The organism is Streptomyces sp. NPDC031418 (genome assembly GCF_055581605.1).
This window is the reverse complement of the sequence record NZ_JBVIJC010000011.1, coordinates 88,860-106,079: the sequence shown is the minus strand read 5'-3', so window position 1 is coordinate 106,079 and position 17,220 is coordinate 88,860. Positions and strand designations below refer to the sequence as shown.

The following is a 17,220-nucleotide window of genomic DNA, read 5'->3' as shown; positions in this document are numbered from 1 at the left end:
CGACCGGAGGCCCGGTGACGGGTGACGGGCTAGGCGGGCCGCCGGGCGGGCATGCAGAGGCCCCGACCGGAGGCCCGGTGACGGGTGACGGGCTAGGCGGGCCGCCGGGCGGGCATGCAGAGGCCCCGACCGGAGGCCCGGTGACGGGTGACGGGCTAGGCCGCCAGGGTGCGGTCGGGCCTGAGGCGGGCGAGGAGCTGGGCGTGGTGGAGGTCGGCCACGGGGGCGAGCAGGTCGGGGTGGCGGAGCAGGGCGGCGGCGCGCCGGTCGCCGTCGTCGGGGTCGAGCAGGCGGCGGAACTCGACCGGTGCCGCGGCGGTGTGCTCGCCCTCGGCGAGGGCGGCGACGGCCAGCGCGGCCAGTTCCGGATCGGTGAGCAGCCCCGCCGCCCAGCTGACCACGACCTCGTCCACCCAGGTGCGCCAGGCCCACTCCTCGGCCGCCTCGTCGACGGCGGCTTCCGCGCCGGTGATCCAGTCCAGGCGGACGGCGCCCCCGGGTCCGGCCAGGGTGACCAGGCCCGCGTCGATCTCGGTGGGATAGCGGAGCCATGCGGCGACCGTGACGGCCTGCCGGGCCTGCGCCTCGCACAGGGCCGAGGCCAGCGCGCCGCCGCTCGGCGGGTAGGCGAGGGTCAGCCAGCGCGTCGTCGCGGAGATGAGGGGGGACAGGTCAGTGAGCACAGCCGGGCCGTCCGAGGGGCGAGGGGAAGAGGGGCTCGACGCCACGGTAGCCCGGCGCGGGCCGTCACCGGGAGGGGGTGCGAACCAGGTCATATGTGGCTTCGCCCACGTCGTACCCGGCGGGCGCGGCGGACCGGCACACGCGTGTCACCCCCGGGCGCCGGGGAACCCGGAGCGGGCCACCGCACCCCCGGCCCCTGCCCAGGGGCCCGGGTGGCCGGACACCGCAGGAGGTTCCATGACGCCGGACGCCGCACACTACGACGAGCGGGGCGAGGTCCCGCTCGCCGGCTACGCCGTCCTCGCCACCGTGTTCACCGCGGGCACCGGCACCTTCGCGCTGCTCGCCCGGCGCCGGGGCGTGCGGCTGCCGCAGCAGGTCCCGCCGTGGGACGTCGTCCTGCTCGGCGTGGCGACGTACAAGGCGTCCCGGCTGCTGTCCCGCGACCGGGTCACGAGTTTTCTGCGGGCGCCGTTCACGCGCCGGGCCGGTGACGGCGAGGCGAACGAGGTCATGGACGAGCCGCGCGGCAGCGGGCTGCGGCGGGCCGTCGGCTCCCTGCTGACCTGCCCGTTCTGCACCTCCGCGTGGGCGGCCGGCGCGCTGGTCTGCTGCTACACCGCGGCACCCCGGTTCACGCGGCTGGTCAGCAGCGGTCTCGGCGCGGTCACCGTGGCGGACTGGCTCCAGTACGCGTGGACGTGGACGCAGAAGAGCGCGGAGCACTGAGAACGCGAGCACGGTACGGGGTACTCGGTGCGGGCCGGCCGGCTCGGGGGGCCGCATGCCGGCGCGACCTCATCGGGGACCTCACGACGAAGGGGGCCGGGTCCATGCGGCACGACGAGATGATCGGAAAGGTCCAGGCGCTCGCCCAGCTGCCCGACCGGGGCTCGGCCGAGCGGGCCGCGCACGCGGTCGTGGCCACCCTGTCGGAGCGGCTGCCGTCCGGTCTCGCCCGACATGTGGCGGCCCAGCTGCCGCCCGACATGGCGGCGGCGATGCGCGAGGCGGTGGACGCTGCCGCCGGGGCCGACTCGGGCACCGCGGCCGAGCGGTTCGGGCTGACCGCCTTCGCCGGCCGGATCGCGGTGCGGGCGGGCACCGACGAGGACACCGCGCTGCGGGACGCCGCCGCCGTCATGGAGGTGCTGGACGCCGCCCTGGCGCCGGAACTGACCGAGCGGATGGCGGGCGCGCTGCCCTCGGACATCCGCGCGCTGCTGCCGGTGGGCCGGGCGACCGAGGACAGCGAGGAGACCGCCTGAGCCGTGGGCGGCGGCGGCACGGACCGCCGCACCGGGAGCGGGGCTGAGCTGCTGCTTCCATGCGTGTGCACGCGCACATCGGGGGCAGCCGTAGCCGTGACGCCCCCCATCCCGAAAAGGTGCTCCATGGCCTTCTTCACCCTCTCCCGGCACCGGCCGCTGGACCTGCTGTCGGCGACCGATCTGGCAGCCGAGTACGACCGGCTGCTGGCGGAGAACGAGCAGTTGCAGCAGGCGGTGACCTCGCACGCGGTCATCGACCAGGCGATCGGGGCCATGGTGGTGCTCGGCCGGATCGCGCCGGAGGAGGCCTGGCGCGCGCTGCGGGACGTCTCCCAGCGCACCAACACCAAACTGCGTACGGTCGCCGAACACATCCTCGACTACGTCCAGGGCGGCCCGCTGCCCGAACCCGAGCGCCTCGAACTCGCCAAGGCCGTCGCGCGCTACCGGCGGTGTGCCGACGGCATCCAGTGACCGCGACGGTCAGTGACGGCCGATGCCGAAGCGGCGTCGGCGCCGAGGCCTGGCATGGTGGGAAGCCTGCGAGCGGGTCGGGCGGGAGGCCGGGGGCCGGGCGACCCATCGGTCCTCGACCAGGTCCAGCCCGAACAGCAGCAGGCTGAGGACGGGCAGCAGCAGAAACGCGACAATGATCACGGGAGGTGCTCCCTCCGGGGGGCGACACAACGCGAGTGCCCCATCCGCCCTCCACCACCCCCGCCCGGTGTGAAGGTCCTGTGCCCACCCCTGTGCCCTCGGCCTCCGAGGGGTCCGACGCGGGCGCGTTGCGGCGGGCGCCTCCGCGGACGTGCGCTTACGGTTCTCTAGACGTGACCGTCGGTGACGACACGGAGGCGGGAGGCGCGGTGGGCGATGGGCGGCGTCGGCGGACGGCCGATCCGGGTGGCGTTCCGCGCGCGGTGCTGGGCAGCCGGCCCGCGTACTCCGTACGGCTCGCGGTCTCCCCGCGTCCCGAGCCGAGCGCGCCGGTGGCCGAGCGGACGGTGCCGTGGCTGCGGATCGCGGCGGCCTACTCCTGGCGGCTCATCCTCGTCGGCGCGGTCGTCTACGGCGTCTTCAGCGTCCTCGGCAGCTTCCAGCTCATCGCCGTCGCCCTGTTCCTCGCGCTGGTCGTGACCTCGGTGCTGCGCCCGCTGACCGATCTGCTCGCCCGGGTGCTGCCCCGGCCACTGTCCGTTGCCGTGGCACTGGTGGGAAGCCTGCTGATCCTGCTGGGCCTGCTCGCGCTGGTGGGCAACGCGGTGGCCGTGGAGTCGCCCCGGCTGGTGGGCGAGTTCCGCGGCGGTGTGCAGCGGATCGAGGAGTGGCTGCAACGGCCGCCGTTCCGGCTCAGCCCCGGCCGGCTCACCGACCTGGAACGCCAGGTGACGAACTACGTCACCGCGCACCGCTCACGTCTGCTGAGCAGCGCGGTCAGCGGCCTCGGCCAGCTGGTGGAACTGATCACGGGCGCCGCGCTGGCCCTGTTCGCCTCGGTGTTCTTCATCCACTCGGGAGAGAACCTGTGGCGCTGGGCGCGCGACCAGTTGCTGCCGCCGGGTGCGCGTCCGGCCTGGGACCGGGGCGGGCGGGCGGCCTGGCAGACCTTCGCCGGATACACGCGCGGGATCATCATCATCGCCGGCACCAACGCGATCCTGGTCGGTGTCGTCCTGCTGGTGCTCCGCGTGCCGCTCGCCCTGCCTTTGACGCTGCTGGAGTTCTTCGCCGCGTTCGTGCCGCTGGTGGGCTCGCCGGTGGCGCTCGGGGTGGCCACGATCGTGGCGCTCGCCGGACGCGGCCCGCTCACCGCCGTCGGCGTCCTGGTGCTGATCGTGGTGATCGGCCAGTTGGAAGGGCATGTGCTGCACCCGCTGGTGATGAGCTGGGCGGTGCGACTGCATCCGCTGGTCGTCGCCGTCTCTGTGATCGCGGGCAGCATCGTGGGCGGGGTGATCGGCGCGGTGGTGGCGGTGCCGCTGGTCTCGGTGGTGTGGGCGGTGCTGCGGGCGCTGCGCGCGGTGCCGCCGCCCTGATCGAACAGGGGATCAGGTGTTATCAGGTGTTCCCCGGAGACCGGATCACGCGATAGCGGGCGTAGACGACTCCCGAGCCGAAGGTGCGGGTCTCCATGAGTTCGAGGTCCGCCCGGCGCTCACGCCGGGGAAAGAACGGAGTGCCGCCGCCGACCAGCACCGGGTGGATCCTGAGCCGGTACTCGTCGATCAGACCCGACCCGGCCGCCTCCGCGGCGAGAGTCGCGCCGCCGATCGCGATGTCGCCCTCCCCCGGCTCGGCTCGCAACCGCTCGATCTCCTCCGCCGGACCGCCGGACGCCAGCCGGGCGTTGCCCTGCACCGCCGACAGCGTGGTGGAGAACACCAGCTTCGGCAGCGGCTTCCACAGTGCGGCCCACTCGAGCCGTGAGTCGTCGAGCGACGGATCCTGGTCGGCGGTCTCCCAGTACAGCATCGTCTCGTACAGCCGCCGCCCGAGGAGGTGGACGCCGACCTGCCGGAGCTGGTCGGTGAAGAAGCGGAACAGCTCCTCGTCGGGCTCCGTCCAGTCGAAGCGGCCGTCCGGTCCGCTGATGTAGCCGTCGAGCGAGACACCCATCGAACAGGTCACCCTGCGCATCCAAACCCCCACGGATCTAGTCGTCCTCCCTCAGCCTCCGCCAGATCCGGGTGCGGTGCAGCACATAGAGGGACACGAACAGGACAAGTGCCTGCAAGCCCACGGCGAGCAGCCAGAACTCGTCCCTGCTCTCCAGCTTGTCCGTCAGGAAGGTGAAGTTCATACCGAAGAACCCGGTGAGGAAGGACAACGGCAGAAAGACCACCGACACGATGGCCAGCCGGTTGATGACGCCGTTCTGTTCGCCGGCGATCAGCGAGGAGTAGCTGGCGAACGCCCGGCGGGTGGCCTCCTGGAGGGATTCGATGTCCGCGAGCACCAGTCGTCCGCTGGTCTGGAACTGCTGGGCGAGCCGCTGCCGCTCCTCCGGAAAGTTGCGGTTCATCATCCGCCGGGTGAGGACCTCGTCGGTCACCTCGAGGAAGGGCCGCAGGAAGTGGTGCAGGAAGGCGGAACGGCGTCGTAGCTGCGCCAGGCGGTAGACCTGCTCGGGGTGGCGCTCCTCGAACATGGCGTCCTCGAGTTCCTCGGCCTCCAGCAGGGCCTGCACGGCGGCCCGCCGAAAGCTGCCCAGGGACTCGCCGAGCAGGAGGAAGAGTACGGCCACGGCGTCGGACGGCCGCTCGTGCCGCAGTGCGTCGGTGAGGGCCTTCGCCAGGTTGGCCTGGCCGCGGTGCACGGCGGCCAGGAAGCGCTCGGTCACCACCACATGGATGTGGGCGATCCGCTCCTCGTGGACCACCGGCACGACGAAACCGGCCCTGTCGCCCCGGAACTCGGCCCGCGGGGGCTCGTCGTGCCTGCCGAACCAGTCCAGGCCCTCGGTGTTCAGGCCCAGCCGTTCGGCGATTGACTCCGCTTCCTCCTGCCCCTCCATCGGCAGCTCGACGTCGACCAGCACGAAATCGTCGGTGGCCAGCCGGTCGCGTGCCTCCGCCACATCCGTACGGGTGACGGCCACCTCCGGCATCGACACCACCGTTACGATCATCATCCCTCGCCATCCGTGCCGGACCTCGCGGGATCCAGCGTCCACGCGCCGCGCCGCCCCCGCACGCGCAGGCACGCAGGTGCGCCCGCGGGTGCCCCGAACGGATGACATGGCCGGCGCCTGGTGGGGGGCGGCCGCCTCGTCGGCCGCTCTGCCGCGGCGTCCCCGTGTACCCGTCCGCGCCATTCCGGCCACCGCTCGGCCGATGTCGTTTTTGCGTTCTGCCCGCCACTTACCGCCTGTGACAGCATCGTCACCATGGGAGCGCGAGGGCGAGGACGTGGGCCGGGCGGCCCGTCGGCACCGACGGGCGTGGACCAGGCGGCAAGCGGAAGCGTCGCAGCGGGCGGAACCCCGTTGACGGTGGGGGTGGAGGAGGAGTACCTCCTGGTCGACCCGGTGTCCCGTGAGGTGAGCGCCGAGGCGGGAAAGGTGGTCCTCGATGCGGCCTCGGTACTCGGTGACCGGGTCACCCCGGAGCTGACGTCCTACCAGGTGGAGATCCAGACCCACCCCCAGGTGGACATCGCCGCGCTGGCCGAGGAGATCCGCTCCACCCGGGTCGCGGTCGCACGTGCCGCCGCCCGGCAGGGCCTGCGCATCATCTCCGGCGGAACACCAGTTCTCGGCCGGCCGGCCACGGTGTCCTTCACCGAGGGCCCCCGCTACGCCCGGAGCACCGCCCTCTTCGGCGCCCTGGACGACGATCAGATCGTCTGCGCCTGCCACGTCCACGTCGGCGTGCCCGACCTGGCCACGGCGTTACGGGTCAGCAACCATGTGCGTCCCTGGATCCCCGCCCTCATCGCCCTGACGGCCAACTCTCCCTACTGGGAGGGGCGGGACACCGGGTACGCCAGCTGGCGCACGACGACCTGGGGGCGGTGGCCGGTCGCCGGTCCGCCGCCCTACTTCGAGTCCGAGTCCCACTTCGAGGACCTCGTGGGCCGGCTCGTCACCACCGGCAGCGTGCTGGACCGCGGAGGCCTGTACTGGGACATCCGGCCGTCCCACCATGTGCCCACGCTGGAGTTCCGGATCGCCGACGCGAGCACGGCCGCCGACGACACCGTCCTGCTCGCCGCGATCGTCAGAGCCATGGTGGCCGCCGCCCAGCAGGCCATCGGGGCGGGCGAACCGCCGTTCCGGCCGGAAGCGGAGATGCTGCGCGCGGCCTGCTGGCGGGCGGCGCGGGACGGCCTGACCGGCGAGGCCATCGACCTGGCCACGGGCCGTCTCGAACCCGCCTGTGCCCAGGTCGGCCGGCTCCTCGCCTGGCTGGGCCCGGCCCTTCGGCGCCACGGTGACACGGACGTCGTCCGTGCCGGCTGGGAGCGCCTGCGTGCCGAAGGCTGCGGCGCCGACCGTCAGCGCGCCGCCTACGGCCGCCGTACCGTCCTCACCGACGTCGTCGACCACCTGGTCGCCGCGGCCCTGCCCGCCGACGCCACGGCTCCCTGACCGGTCACGCCGGCGCACGTCTCAGGCGCCGGGGCCCGTTTCCCGTACCCCGAACTCGGCCAGACCCACCGTGAGGACGCCGTCCGTCAACGGGCGGCAGCGGACTCCCCCGCCGCCGCGCAGCGCCCGCTGGGCGCCGGGGCCGAGCGTGCTGTCCATCCAGGCGCAGGGCCGGGCCGCGCTGCGCACCTCCAGCTCCACGGGCCCGGTGCCGCAGTCGAGGTACACCGTCGCGCCGATGTAGGCGTCGATGTCCACCCCGCGCAGCAGGACGTTGCGCCGGGTGCGCAGCAGGTCCGCCTCGTACGGCAGCCGTTCGGCCGCCATGAGGGTGATGGACGCGTTGCGGTGGGCGGCCTTGTTGAAGTACCGGTCGCCGACGATGCCGAGCCCGGCACGGACCTCGGCCCGCGACACCAGGTCGGCGGGCGGCAGTTCGGGCACCCCGTCGCCCGGCCGGCCGGCGAGCCGGTGCACCGGGGACACCAGCAGCTGGAGGATTTCGACGCGTGCCACGCCTTTGAGCGTACGGGAGCGGCGGCGGGGGCCCCGTTGCGGCCCGAGCCCTGGCCGGGGACGGTCGACGGACGTGGATACTGGCCCTCCATGCAGGCAGGGAAGAGGAGCACAGCCAAGTGACCGGAGACAACCGCATAGGACCGCCCAACTTCGGAAGCGAACGCGAGATGCTGCGGGCCTTCCTCGACTACCACCGCGCGACCCTCGCCATGAAGTGCGAAGGCCTGGCCGACGAGGAGCTGCGGCAGAAGTCCATGCCTCCGTCCACGCTCTCGCTGCTCGGTCTGGTGCGGCACATGGCGGAGGTGGAACGTGCCTGGTTCCGCCGGGTGTTCGAGGACCACGACGCGCCCATGGTCTGGTCCGACAAGATCGACTTCCAGGCGGCGTACGACGCGAGCACGTCTACCAGGGAGGAGGCGTTCGGTGCCTGGGAGGCCGAGGTCGAGAACTCCCGCCGTATCGAGCGGGAGGCCGAGTCGCTGGACCAGGCCGGGTATCAGCCGCGGTGGGAGGAGGAGGTGTCGCTGCGGATGGTGATGGTGCATGTGCTCCTGGAGTACGGCCGCCACAACGGGCACGCCGATTTCCTGCGGGAGGGTGTCGACGGGACCGTGGGGGCCTGAGTCCAAGGGAGCGAGCCCGGGGCGGGCGGCAGCTGTCGCCCGGTCCCGGTGTTCTCAGGCACATCCGAGAGCTGCGCTGCGGCCTGAACGGCTCGGGGCCGGCTGAGCAGATCCGTGCTGTCTGCCCACTGGTCCACGCTTCCCACGAGCCCCAGTGTGCGAAGGTCCGGATCCGTGACGGTCTCCGCAAGGGCCTGCGCGAAACGCTCGGCGCGCAGAACCGGGAACGGGCGCGAGTGGTAGGGCCGCCGCTTCGGGTCCACCGGCGCGCTGAGCCCCGATGCGTTCTGGAGAGCTGCGGCCATCTCATAGGCATCGCACAGGTGCGCCTCACGGGTCCGGCGGTCCGTCGCGGCCAGCGCCCCGCGCAGCGCCGGCCCGAGCGACTTCGCCGCCGCCAGCCGGCCGAAGGCACTGCCGAGCCACTTGCTGTAGGGGGCGTAGCGGCGTTCCAGCAACAGGCAGAGGCGCATGAGATCACGCACCAGACGAGCGGCCACGACGGCCGAGCCGATGTCGTCGCCGACTTCGGCGCAGCGCCCCACGAACGCCTCTTCCTGCGAGACGCGCTGCCACTGGCACGCCAGCAGATAACGCCACACCTGGTCCGGGTACCAGGCCAGCCGCCGCCGGACGTCGGTGAGAGCACCCAGCCCGTCATGGAACACCGCTCCGCCGGTGGTCTCGGCGAGCCGCTGCTGCGGCATCGCCAGCCACTCACGCGTGGTCGGCTCTGCACCGGCCGAACGCGACCCGAGCCGATCGGTCAGCCATCCGTCCAGGTCATACACGCCGACGCGGTGGTTCACCGGGCCGTCGGTCGGCTGCATTCGGCCGACCGGATCCAGCGGATCGCCGCTCTCCTCGAAGTGGGTGGGCCAGCCCCGAATGTCCTTCGGCAGCCTTTCAGCCAGGGTGCGGCGGACCGCGGCACCGTGCCGGGCCTGGTCCTCGGCCGTCAGGAAGAGTTCCAGTCGCGGACCCCACTCGTGATCGGCCGATCGCGGTGTGTCGAAGCCCAGCACCTCGGAGCCGCTGCCGATCCGCGCAGCCGCGTACCGCAGCCGCGGAAACGCGTCCCGCAGGACCGGTCCCACCGCTTCCTCGTACAAGGCCTCGGACAACTCGATGCCCGGCAGGAACGGGGCCCCGGAGACCGTCATGGCCCCACTGTGCTGGATCTGATCACCCCGGGGCCACCGGATATCCGCCCTGGGTCGCCCCCGGGCTTCGACCACGGCCGGTGCGGAACCTCAGGCGCCGGCGGCGGTGACGACGGCGTCGGTGGCGAAGCCGAGGACGAGGCCGAGCAGGATGCACCAGGTGGTCAGCGTCTTCAGGGCGGCCTTGCGCGCGACGGCCAGCAGCTCGATGACCACGTACAGGATGGAACCGGCGGCGAGGCCCAGGAAGGCGATCGACACCGTGTCGTTGACCAGGTGCTGGCCGACCAGGGTGCCGAGGAAGGTCGGTCCGCCGCCGATCAGGCCGAGCAGCACCAGCGTGCCCCACGACGGGCGCTCGCCCTCGGCGGCCAGCGGGGCGACGATGCCGAACCCTTCGGTGGCGTTGTGCAGGCCGAAGCCGACGATCAGGAGGAGGGCGAGGGAGAGTTCTCCCTGCGCGGCGGAGTTGCCGATGGCCAGGCCCTCGGCGAAGTTGTGCAGGCCGATGCCGGTGGCGATCATCAGCGCGAGCGAGCTCGCCTGGCTGCGGACCCGGGGAGCCAGTTCGGCCGAGGCGGCGGCACCGGGGCCGGCGGGCCGCCCTGCGGAGGCCGCGCGGCGGGCGATCCAGCCGTCGTAGTACACCAGGCTCATCAGTCCGACCGCGAGGCCCACGGCCAGGGTGAGGCCTCCGGAGGCGACGGTGCCCCAGTCGTGCTTGCCCAGCGCCTCGTCGACCGGCTCCCAGGCATGCGTCAGGACGTCCCAGACCAGGAAGACCAGGATGCCGATGGCGACGGCGTTCAGGCCGGCACGCAGCCGCGGGTTCGGGCTGCGCAGCCGGCCGAGCGGCAGGCCGAGGTAGATGGTGAACCCTGCGATGGCGCCGAGCAGGGTTACCTGGGAACTGGACATAGGGGGACTCCAGTCGGATGAGCGGAAGTACACCCTGAACCTAGATCAGGTAAGGCTTACCTAATAGCCATCCGGGGGTCGTTTTTGAGAAACCTTGGCGAATTCCTTGCGCTCGCTAGGCAACCGGGAGACCCGCGAGCCGACGTACGACCTCAAGCCCGTCGGGGGTGCCGGGCCAGTGCCGGTCGAGCGCATCGGTGCCCGCCTGCCGGATGACGGCCCGCAGGACGACAGCGACGGCGAGGGCGTCGTCCGCGTAGCCGAGGACCGGGATGAAGTCGGGGACGAGGTCGACGGGCAGCGCCAGATAGCCGGCCAGCGCCCAGAGCAGCCAGCGGGCGCGGCGCGGGAGGGTGGAGTCGCGGGCGAGCCGGGAGACGAGGCGCACCAGGTCGGGCAGGAGTCGCACCGCCTCGGTGAGCAGACTGCCCTTGGGTCTGGCGAGCGCGAGGGCCGCCAACAGCACGAGCCAGCAGGCCAGCAGGGCGACGGCGATCCCGATCAGGATCTGCCACATGCCGTTCATCGGACTCGGGCCCCCGGCCAAGGGTGATCAGGTGCCGGTGGCGGCCACAGCTTCCCGTTCCGGCTCGGCGACGGCTGCGGCGCTGTCGCTCAGGCCGAGCCGCAGGTGCTCGACGTGGTACAGGGCCTGGTCGAGCAGTTCGCACACGTGGTTGTCGTACAGCGAGTAGACCACCGAGCGCCCCTTGCGCGTGCCGACCACCAGGTCGAGGTTGCGCAGCAGGCGCAGTTGGTGGGAGCAGGCCGACTGCTCCATGCCGACCTCGGCGGCCAGCTCGGTCGCGGGGAGCGGTCCCTCGCGCAGGCGGGAGAGGATCAGCAGCCGCGAGGGGGTGGCCAGCGCCTGAAGCGTGGCGGCCACCTTCACGGCGTTGTCCGCCGTGAGGCGGGTGCGCGGGACGCGGTCGGCGGGGGTGGCGGCTCCATGACCCATACGGTCATCATACACCGCCCCCATGAACACATGAATCTTTGTTCATCTGTTCCTGTTACGGTGGAGGCAGACTCTCCGCTCACGTCTGTCTAAGGACCCGTCTTTCGATGTCTTCCGCTCTCACCCACCCGACCTCCGCCGGCGACGCGGCCCGGTGGGACGTGGTCACACCCCGGCGCCGCACCCGGATCCTCACGCTGCCCGAGGCCCGTTGGGCGGCGGCCGCCCTGGTGCTGTTCCTGAGCGCGCTCCCGATGTACCTGCTCGGGGCGCCGGCGTGGGTGTGGGGGCCGCTGTTCGCCCTCACCTATGCCACCGGCGGCTGGGAGCCCGGCTGGGCCGGCTTGCAGGCGCTCAGGGAGAAGACGCTGGACGTGGACCTGCTGATGGTCGTCGCGGCGCTGGGGGCGGCGGCGATCGGTCAGGTTCTGGACGGCGCGCTGCTGATCGTCATCTTCGCCACCTCGGGCGCCCTGGAGGCGATCGCCACCGCCCGCACCGCCGACTCGGTGCGCGGGCTGCTCGACCTCGCCCCCGCCACCGCGACCCGCCTGCGGGACGACGGCACCGAGGAGACAGTCCCCACCGGGCAACTGGCCGTGGGCGACACGATCCTGGTGCGCCCCGGAGAGCGGGTCGGCGCCGACGGCCGGGTCCTGGACGGCGCCGGCGAGGTCGACCAGGCCACCATTACCGGCGAGCCCCTGCCCGTGGCCAAGCAGGAGGGCGACGAGGTGTTCGCCGGCACGCTCAACGGCACCGGCGTGCTGCGGGTGAAGGTCGAGCGCGACCCGTCCGATTCGGTGATCGCCCGGATCGTGGCCATGGTCGAGGAAGCCTCCGGGACCAAGGCGCCGACCCAGCTGTTCATCGAGAAGGTCGAACAGCGCTATTCGATCGGGATGGTGGCCGCGACCGTCGCGCTGTTCGTGCTGCCGCTGGTGTTCGGTGCGGCGTTGCAGCCGACGCTCCTGCGGGCGATGACGTTCATGATCGTGGCCTCGCCGTGTGCGGTGGTGCTGGCCACCATGCCGCCGCTGCTGTCCGCGATCGCGAATGCCGGGCGGCACGGTGTGCTGGTGAAGTCCGCTGTGGTGATGGAGCAGCTCGGCCAGGTCGACGCGGTGGCGCTGGACAAGACCGGCACGCTGACCGAGGGCACCCCGCGGGTGACCGACATCCGCCCGCTGGTGGCCTCCGGCCTCAGCGAGGAGAGGCTGCTGCGGATCGCGGCGGCGGCCGAGTACCCCAGCGAGCACCCGCTGGCCCGTGCCGTCGTGGATGCCGCCCGCACCCGCGGCCTGGACATTCCCCTGGCAACGGACTTCACCTCCGCCCCCGGCACCAAAGTCACGGCCACTGTCGAGGGCAAGGCCGTCGCGGTCGGCAGCCCCGCCCGGCTACTGAACGGCCGGGTCGGCCACCCGGCCGCCGTGGTCGCCGCCCGGCTGGAGGACGAGGGCCGCACCGCTGTCCTGGTCGAGATCGAGGGCACCCCGGCCGGGGTGCTGGGCATCGCCGACCGGCTGCGGGCGGAGGCCGCCGCCACCGTCGCCGCACTCACCGAACTGACTGGCACCGCGCCGGTGCTGGTCACCGGCGACAACCCGCGCGCCGCCGCCCGCCTCGCCCGCGAGGTCGGCGTCACCGACGTCCGGGCGGGACTGCTCCCGCAGGACAAGGTCACTGCGGTCCACGAGCTGGAGCAGGCCGGGCGCAAGGTGCTGGTGGTCGGTGACGGCGTCAACGACGCTCCCGCACTCGCCGCCGCCCACACCGGCATCGCCATGGGCCGGGCCGGCTCCGATCTCGCCCTGGAGACCGCCGACGCCGTCGTGGTCCGTGACGAGCTCGCCACCATCCCCACCGTCGTCGCGCTCTCCCGTCGCGCGCGGCGACTGGTGGTGCAGAACCTGGTCGTCGCCGCGGTCTTCATCACCGGCCTGGTCGTCTGGGACCTGGCCGGGACCCTGCCGCTGCCGCTGGGTGTGGCCGGGCACGAGGGCTCAACGGTCATCGTGGGCCTGAACGGCCTGCGCCTGCTGGCCGACGGCGCCTGGCGCCGCGCCCACAGCGGGACCGGCCAGTGAGCCGCCGCGGCCACGGGCTCCCCGTGGAGCCGGACAGGGAACCGCACCTGACAACTGGCCTCGGCGTTGACCGGTGGGCTAGGTTGTGCAGCCATGACGACCGGGACGGCACTGCGCCACACACGGATTGGTGACCCGGTGCTCTGCTGAGCGCCGTACGGGCCGGTGTCGGCCCGCTGTTGGACCGAGGATGTCGCGCTGCTGCTCGCGCTCCGCCTCCGTCGTGTTGCTCACAGCCTCGACACGTGAACCACGACAGGAGAACCATGCCCCTCAAGACGCTTCAGATTCCGACCGTGGACGGCCAGGCCGACGCGTTCGCCGCGCTTCCCGACGGGGGCGGGCGCCATCCGGGGGTGCTGATGTACCCGGATGGCTTCGGCATCCGGCCGGTACTTCGGGAGATGGCCCGCGAACTGGCCCAGCACGGGTACTACGTACTCGTCCCCAACCTCTTCTACCGGCACGGTCCGGCACCGGTGATCGAACTCCCCGAGTACATCGGCGAAGAAGAACGACCCGCGGTCTTCGCCCAGTTGATGCCCTTGATCGAGGAGCACACCCCAGAACGTGTGCTGCGCGACGCCGACGCCTATCTCACGTTTCTCACCGCTCAGCCGGAGGTCAGCGCCGGCCCGGTCGCGGTGACCGGCTACTGCATCGGCGGCCTCCTGGCGACGCGCACCGCCGCGGCCCACCCCGGCCAGGTAGCCGCCCTCGCCGCATTCCACGCCCCGGTGGGAGCCGACGGGCCCGACAGCCTCTCCCGGCTGACCGCCGAGGTCCACTTCGGCCACGCCGAGAGCGACATGGCGCCCACGGCCCTCGACGAACTCGACCAGGCCCTGGACGCGGCGGGTGTCCGCTACACCTCCGAGATCTACCCCGGCACCGTCCACGGCTTCACCATGTCCGACACCGATGCCTTCGACCCCGCTGCGTTGCAGCTTCACTGGAATCGCCTGTTGTCCCTTCTCGGCCACGCATTGACCACGAGCTGAGAATCGGTGGAGGGCCGTCCTCGACCCCATGCGCCGTACGGGCAGGGAACGGTCAGGAGAGGTCGAACTCCACGTGCTCGACGTCCGTGAGGCGGACCTCCTCCAGCTGGCCGGCGCGGCGGCCGTTGTCCTGGAAGTAGACCTCCTTGAGCCCTTCTGCCGCGATCTCCCTGAGCTGCTGGTCGCCGGCGCCGGCCTGCTGGGCGTCGAAGAGGCGGGCGGCGTACTGCGGTGGCAGGGCGACGGTCAGGTGCCGTACGCGGTCCTCGTCCGTCGACCCGATCGGCGCGGTGTAGCCGATCCGGGCCCGGGTGTCGATGACGATGCCGCCGGTGGTCGCCGCCCGCTGCCGCGCCCTGGCCCGTACATGCGGCTGCCACCGCTTCGTCACCTCATGCTCCATGCGCGCGGCGAGGTCCGGCCGGGGCTTCTTGATCTGGTCCTTCACGTACCGCTCGACGGTGCGCTGGGAGATCCGCAGCATCTGGGCGACCGCCCTGGTGCCCTTCAGCTGCTTGACGAGGTACCGCATCTGCGCGCCCGCGCTCTTGGGCGCCGGGCGGGTGAACGACTTCTGCACCGCGGCGTCCAGGCCGTCCCCGAACAGGCTCATCGTCGCCCCCTCCTACTCTCCGGTGTCGACGTCGCTGACGGTGCCGTCCTTGATGTACCGGGCGAGGTTGAGTTCCGGGGCGTTGAACCGCTCGCGGACTTCCTCGCCCCACAGGACGCTCTGGGTGCCTTCATGCTTGACCAGGCCGGGGTTGACGCCGAGCTTGAAGCCGCCGGGCAGCGGCTTGCCCTCCCGGTACGGCAGGAAGTCCAGCGGCGACTCGCCGCCCGCCGCGTAGACGACGCAGTCGGACAGGATCGCGACCGGATACTGCCCGGTGAACGCCGCGTGCTTGACGATCTTGCGGTGCAGGTTGATCCGGGTGCGGGAGATGACCGCCGCGCGGATGTCCGGCCGCCACGTCGGACGGGACAGCGCCCGCCACGGCCGGCCCGGCCGCCAGCCCTCGCCCCGGGGCCGCTCGCGCAGCTTGCCGATGCCCCCCTTGATCGTGGCCTTGACCGCCGAGACGACGATCGCCAGCTCCGGGTCGCGTTCCCTGTAGCCGTCCATGGCCGCGAGGAAGTCGGCCGGTGCCATGTCCGGGTGCACGCCGAGGTCGGCCATCGTGGCGAGGTAGGCGTCCCGCAGGCGGGTGTACCAGCCGTCCAGGTAGCGGCCGTTCTCGTAACGCACCCACGCCTCGATCGGGCGCACCTCGTAGCCAAGCTCCACCGCGTACGCCACGGTCGGCGTCGCGTACCAGGCCGGGCCCTCGGGGCGCTCGCCCCTCGGCGTGAACGGGCTGGGCAGCAGCTCGCCGTCCAGCTCCACCCACTCCTTGCCGGCCTTCACCCGGGACAGGTCGACATGGGAGAGGTCCACGAGCCACGAGCCGGGCAGCTTCGGGTCGAACACCGGCGCCTTGACGTGCGTGGGCGCGCCGAGGCCGACGATCAGGCCGTTGGCGCCGGCGCCGAAGGCGAGGTTGACGTCGATGCCGACCAGGTGGCGCAGGGTGCACTCGGCATCGGTCATCGGCCGCGCCCAGTCGTACGCCTCCTCGAACAGCTTCTCCGCCGGGCCGCGGACATGGAAGCGCGGCAGGTCCGCGAGGAGCGGGTGCCCGTCCGGGGCCTCGCAGGGCGCCGGGTCCACCGGGTCCTTGCCCAGGGAGCCGGGGTTGTGCTCGGAGTGCCGGTGGCCGTCGGCGTCGGGCGCGGAGGCGCGGGTCGGCGGGTGCAGCGCGGTCATCAGCTCCAGACCGGTCACGGCCGTGGATCCGCGTGGCGTCATCACGCGGGACGCGTACACGCCGAGGACCCGGGCGAGGTCGGCCGGCGGGAGCTGGGCGGCGTGGCCCCAGTGCCGGGAGTCGAGGGCGTGCCAGGACGGGATGCACAGCTGCACGCAGGCCCGCTCCGAGCCGCTGGCCGGGCGGTAGATCCGCGCCCATGGGCCGAACCCCCGCTTGGTCAGTTTCCAGTCGGCGCGGGCCAGTTGCCTGACGACCTTGTGATTCTCCGCGATCCGCCCGGCCAGCCGCTCCTCGTCCGTGAGGGTGACCGGCAGACCGTAGCGCTGCAAGGCGGCCTCGGTGAGGACGAGCAGCGGGTCGGCGTCCTTGCCCGGACCGGACAGCTTCGGCTGCCCGATCCCTCCCTCGGTGAGCGTCCATTCCACCAGCGCCGGGAGGGACTTGGCGGGCACGTCCAGGACCAGGCCGCCGGTGCAGTACGCCAGCACCTGACCGTCCTCGACGTCGACGACGGCGAGCGGGCCGTTCTCGAAGCGCGCGTGGGTGTCGGCCGGGGCCGTCTCCTTCGCGGCGGGGCGGCGCGATGTCGACGGGGCAGCGGGTTCGGAGGGGGAGGCGGGAGCGGGCTCCGGCGCCGGGGCCACGGGGCCCGTGGCGATCTCCGGCACTTCCGTGTCCTTGTCCGCGTCCGGCGCGGCGGTGTCGGCCGGGGCGGGGTAGAGCTTGACGAGGCCGTCGAGGAGACGGGCGTACGCGTCCCGCTCCGGCGGACGGGGCTCGGTCCGGCCGGCCTCCCAGCCGCTGACCGTGGCCCGGCGCACCTTCAGCGCGGCGGCCACCTCGTCCAGCGTCAGACCGTGCGCCTGACGCAGCCGCCTGCGCTCGGCCGGCGGCGGCAGCGCGGCACGGGACGCGAGGAGCGCGTCGACGGCGTCGAACAACTCGGACATGGAGCACCTCCACGCCCTACGCTACCCCATGAACCGGACATATCGCGTACGTTCAGCGTACTAAACGCGTCTGCTTCGCGTACGGCGACCATGGGCACCTCGTCAGCGGGTGACGATGCAGATCTGCATGCAGGCTCCCA

At 72.5% G+C, this 17,220-nt stretch carries 18 protein-coding genes and 1 pseudogene; 8 read left to right on the top strand and 11 right to left on the bottom strand.

Translation table 11 applies throughout. The annotated features are described in order from the left end of the window. Nucleotides 1-155 precede the first annotated feature (155 nt). A complete protein-coding gene (locus tag ACZ5CZ_RS18055; protein WP_468943782.1) occupies nucleotides 156-683 on the bottom strand; it encodes a hypothetical protein in 528 nt (175 codons plus the stop codon). Between the two features lie 238 nt (nucleotides 684-921). On the opposite strand from ACZ5CZ_RS18055, the gene ACZ5CZ_RS18050 reads away from it, so the two are divergent. From ACZ5CZ_RS18050 to ACZ5CZ_RS18040, 3 genes are all read left to right on the top strand, one after another. Beyond that, the gene (locus ACZ5CZ_RS18050; protein ID WP_468943780.1) at nucleotides 922-1,413 is read left to right on the top strand and encodes a DUF1360 domain-containing protein; all 492 of its coding nucleotides are present in this window, start codon (nucleotides 922-924) and stop codon (nucleotides 1,411-1,413) included. Between the two features lie 104 nt (nucleotides 1,414-1,517). Further along, nucleotides 1,518-1,952: a DUF2267 domain-containing protein gene (locus ACZ5CZ_RS18045; RefSeq protein ID WP_468943778.1), complete on the top strand. Its 435-nt coding sequence runs from the start codon at nucleotides 1,518-1,520 to the stop codon at nucleotides 1,950-1,952. A gap of 126 nt (nucleotides 1,953-2,078) precedes the next feature. Continuing rightward, entirely contained in the window at nucleotides 2,079-2,429 is a 351-nt protein-coding gene (locus ACZ5CZ_RS18040; protein ID WP_468943775.1) for an ANTAR domain-containing protein, read from the top strand. Between the two features lie 9 nt (nucleotides 2,430-2,438). Here the strand turns inward: ACZ5CZ_RS18040 and ACZ5CZ_RS18035 are convergent, their stop codons facing one another. After that, nucleotides 2,439-2,612, bottom strand: a complete 174-nt coding sequence (locus tag ACZ5CZ_RS18035; protein ID WP_385840905.1) for a hypothetical protein — start codon at nucleotides 2,610-2,612, stop codon at nucleotides 2,439-2,441. Between the two features lie 173 nt (nucleotides 2,613-2,785). Between ACZ5CZ_RS18035 and ACZ5CZ_RS18030 the strand changes: the two genes are divergently transcribed. Next, complete coding sequence (locus tag ACZ5CZ_RS18030) at nucleotides 2,786-3,991, top strand: AI-2E family transporter (RefSeq protein WP_467549484.1); 1,206 nt, start codon at nucleotides 2,786-2,788, stop codon at nucleotides 3,989-3,991. Nucleotides 3,992-4,013: 22 nt separating this feature from the next. Here the strand turns inward: ACZ5CZ_RS18030 and ACZ5CZ_RS18025 are convergent, their stop codons facing one another. Together ACZ5CZ_RS18025 and ACZ5CZ_RS18020 are read right to left on the bottom strand one after the other, a co-directional pair. Continuing rightward, on the bottom strand, nucleotides 4,014-4,592 hold the full coding sequence (locus ACZ5CZ_RS18025; RefSeq protein WP_468943771.1) for a dihydrofolate reductase family protein: 579 nt from the start codon (nucleotides 4,590-4,592) through the stop codon (nucleotides 4,014-4,016). 16 nt (nucleotides 4,593-4,608) lie between these two features. Beyond that, the gene (locus tag ACZ5CZ_RS18020; RefSeq protein ID WP_468943768.1) at nucleotides 4,609-5,586 is read right to left on the bottom strand and encodes a magnesium transporter CorA family protein; all 978 of its coding nucleotides are present in this window, start codon (nucleotides 5,584-5,586) and stop codon (nucleotides 4,609-4,611) included. A 360-nt stretch (nucleotides 5,587-5,946) separates the two neighbouring features. On the opposite strand from ACZ5CZ_RS18020, the gene ACZ5CZ_RS18015 reads away from it, so the two are divergent. Further along, entirely contained in the window at nucleotides 5,947-7,044 is a 1,098-nt protein-coding gene (locus tag ACZ5CZ_RS18015; protein ID WP_468944202.1) for a carboxylate-amine ligase, read from the top strand. Nucleotides 7,045-7,065: 21 nt separating this feature from the next. Here ACZ5CZ_RS18015 and ACZ5CZ_RS18010 read toward each other — a convergent pair whose 3' ends face one another. Then, nucleotides 7,066-7,560: a molybdenum cofactor biosysynthesis protein gene (locus ACZ5CZ_RS18010; protein WP_468943765.1), complete on the bottom strand. Its 495-nt coding sequence runs from the start codon at nucleotides 7,558-7,560 to the stop codon at nucleotides 7,066-7,068. A 119-nt stretch (nucleotides 7,561-7,679) separates the two neighbouring features. Here ACZ5CZ_RS18010 and ACZ5CZ_RS18005 point away from each other — a divergent pair, with 119 nt between their 5' ends. Beyond that, nucleotides 7,680-8,189: a DinB family protein gene (locus ACZ5CZ_RS18005; protein WP_468943762.1), complete on the top strand. Its 510-nt coding sequence runs from the start codon at nucleotides 7,680-7,682 to the stop codon at nucleotides 8,187-8,189. An 89-nt stretch (nucleotides 8,190-8,278) separates the two neighbouring features. Here ACZ5CZ_RS18005 and ACZ5CZ_RS18000 read toward each other — a convergent pair. The 4 genes and pseudogenes from ACZ5CZ_RS18000 to ACZ5CZ_RS17985 form a co-directional block, all read right to left on the bottom strand. Then, nucleotides 8,279-9,352, bottom strand: a pseudogene (locus ACZ5CZ_RS18000) (DUF4037 domain-containing protein); the annotation flags it as partial. A gap of 90 nt (nucleotides 9,353-9,442) precedes the next feature. Next, nucleotides 9,443-10,270 (bottom strand): ZIP family metal transporter, encoded by an 828-nt coding sequence (locus ACZ5CZ_RS17995; protein WP_468943760.1) that lies wholly within the window; start codon nucleotides 10,268-10,270, stop codon nucleotides 9,443-9,445. Nucleotides 10,271-10,385: 115 nt separating this feature from the next. Further along, entirely contained in the window at nucleotides 10,386-10,787 is a 402-nt protein-coding gene (locus ACZ5CZ_RS17990; RefSeq protein ID WP_468943758.1) for a YkvA family protein, read from the bottom strand. A 36-nt stretch (nucleotides 10,788-10,823) separates the two neighbouring features. Further along, nucleotides 10,824-11,228 (bottom strand): ArsR/SmtB family transcription factor, encoded by a 405-nt coding sequence (locus ACZ5CZ_RS17985; protein WP_468943756.1) that lies wholly within the window; start codon nucleotides 11,226-11,228, stop codon nucleotides 10,824-10,826. A gap of 107 nt (nucleotides 11,229-11,335) precedes the next feature. Between ACZ5CZ_RS17985 and ACZ5CZ_RS17980 the strand changes: the two genes are divergently transcribed. Both ACZ5CZ_RS17980 and ACZ5CZ_RS17975 read left to right on the top strand, forming a co-directional pair. Next, complete coding sequence (locus tag ACZ5CZ_RS17980) at nucleotides 11,336-13,318, top strand: heavy metal translocating P-type ATPase (protein WP_468943754.1); 1,983 nt, start codon at nucleotides 11,336-11,338, stop codon at nucleotides 13,316-13,318. A gap of 266 nt (nucleotides 13,319-13,584) precedes the next feature. Beyond that, entirely contained in the window at nucleotides 13,585-14,319 is a 735-nt protein-coding gene (locus ACZ5CZ_RS17975) for a dienelactone hydrolase family protein (protein WP_385840918.1), read from the top strand. A gap of 52 nt (nucleotides 14,320-14,371) precedes the next feature. Here ACZ5CZ_RS17975 and tpg read toward each other — a convergent pair whose 3' ends face one another. After that, on the bottom strand, nucleotides 14,372-14,932 hold the full coding sequence (gene tpg, locus ACZ5CZ_RS17970; RefSeq protein WP_468943750.1) for a telomere-protecting terminal protein Tpg: 561 nt from the start codon (nucleotides 14,930-14,932) through the stop codon (nucleotides 14,372-14,374). A gap of 12 nt (nucleotides 14,933-14,944) precedes the next feature. Further along, nucleotides 14,945-17,080 (bottom strand): telomere-associated protein Tap, encoded by a 2,136-nt coding sequence (gene tap / locus ACZ5CZ_RS17965; protein ID WP_468943747.1) that lies wholly within the window; start codon nucleotides 17,078-17,080, stop codon nucleotides 14,945-14,947. Between the last annotated feature and the right edge of the window lie 140 nt (nucleotides 17,081-17,220).

What these genes read in the sequence shown, in the direction of transcription:
- ACZ5CZ_RS18050 (WP_468943780.1), top strand. Translation starts at nt 922, where the DNA reads ATGACGCCGGACGCCGCACACTACGACGAGCGGGGCGAGGTCCCGCTC.
- ACZ5CZ_RS18045 (WP_468943778.1), top strand. Translation starts at nt 1,518, where the DNA reads ATGCGGCACGACGAGATGATCGGAAAGGTCCAGGCGCTCGCCCAGCTG.
- ACZ5CZ_RS18040 (WP_468943775.1), top strand. Translation starts at nt 2,079, where the DNA reads ATGGCCTTCTTCACCCTCTCCCGGCACCGGCCGCTGGACCTGCTGTCG.
- ACZ5CZ_RS18025 (WP_468943771.1), bottom strand. Translation starts at nt 4,592, where the DNA reads ATGCGCAGGGTGACCTGTTCGATGGGTGTCTCGCTCGACGGCTACATC.
- ACZ5CZ_RS18020 (WP_468943768.1), bottom strand. Translation starts at nt 5,586, where the DNA reads ATGATGATCGTAACGGTGGTGTCGATGCCGGAGGTGGCCGTCACCCGT.
- ACZ5CZ_RS17995 (WP_468943760.1), bottom strand. Translation starts at nt 10,270, where the DNA reads ATGTCCAGTTCCCAGGTAACCCTGCTCGGCGCCATCGCAGGGTTCACC.
- ACZ5CZ_RS17990 (WP_468943758.1), bottom strand. Translation starts at nt 10,787, where the DNA reads ATGTGGCAGATCCTGATCGGGATCGCCGTCGCCCTGCTGGCCTGCTGG.
- ACZ5CZ_RS17985 (WP_468943756.1), bottom strand. Translation starts at nt 11,228, where the DNA reads ATGGGTCATGGAGCCGCCACCCCCGCCGACCGCGTCCCGCGCACCCGC.
- ACZ5CZ_RS17980 (WP_468943754.1), top strand. Translation starts at nt 11,336, where the DNA reads ATGTCTTCCGCTCTCACCCACCCGACCTCCGCCGGCGACGCGGCCCGG.
- ACZ5CZ_RS17975 (WP_385840918.1), top strand. Translation starts at nt 13,585, where the DNA reads ATGCCCCTCAAGACGCTTCAGATTCCGACCGTGGACGGCCAGGCCGAC.
- tpg (WP_468943750.1), bottom strand. Translation starts at nt 14,932, where the DNA reads ATGAGCCTGTTCGGGGACGGCCTGGACGCCGCGGTGCAGAAGTCGTTC.
- tap (WP_468943747.1), bottom strand. Translation starts at nt 17,080, where the DNA reads ATGTCCGAGTTGTTCGACGCCGTCGACGCGCTCCTCGCGTCCCGTGCC.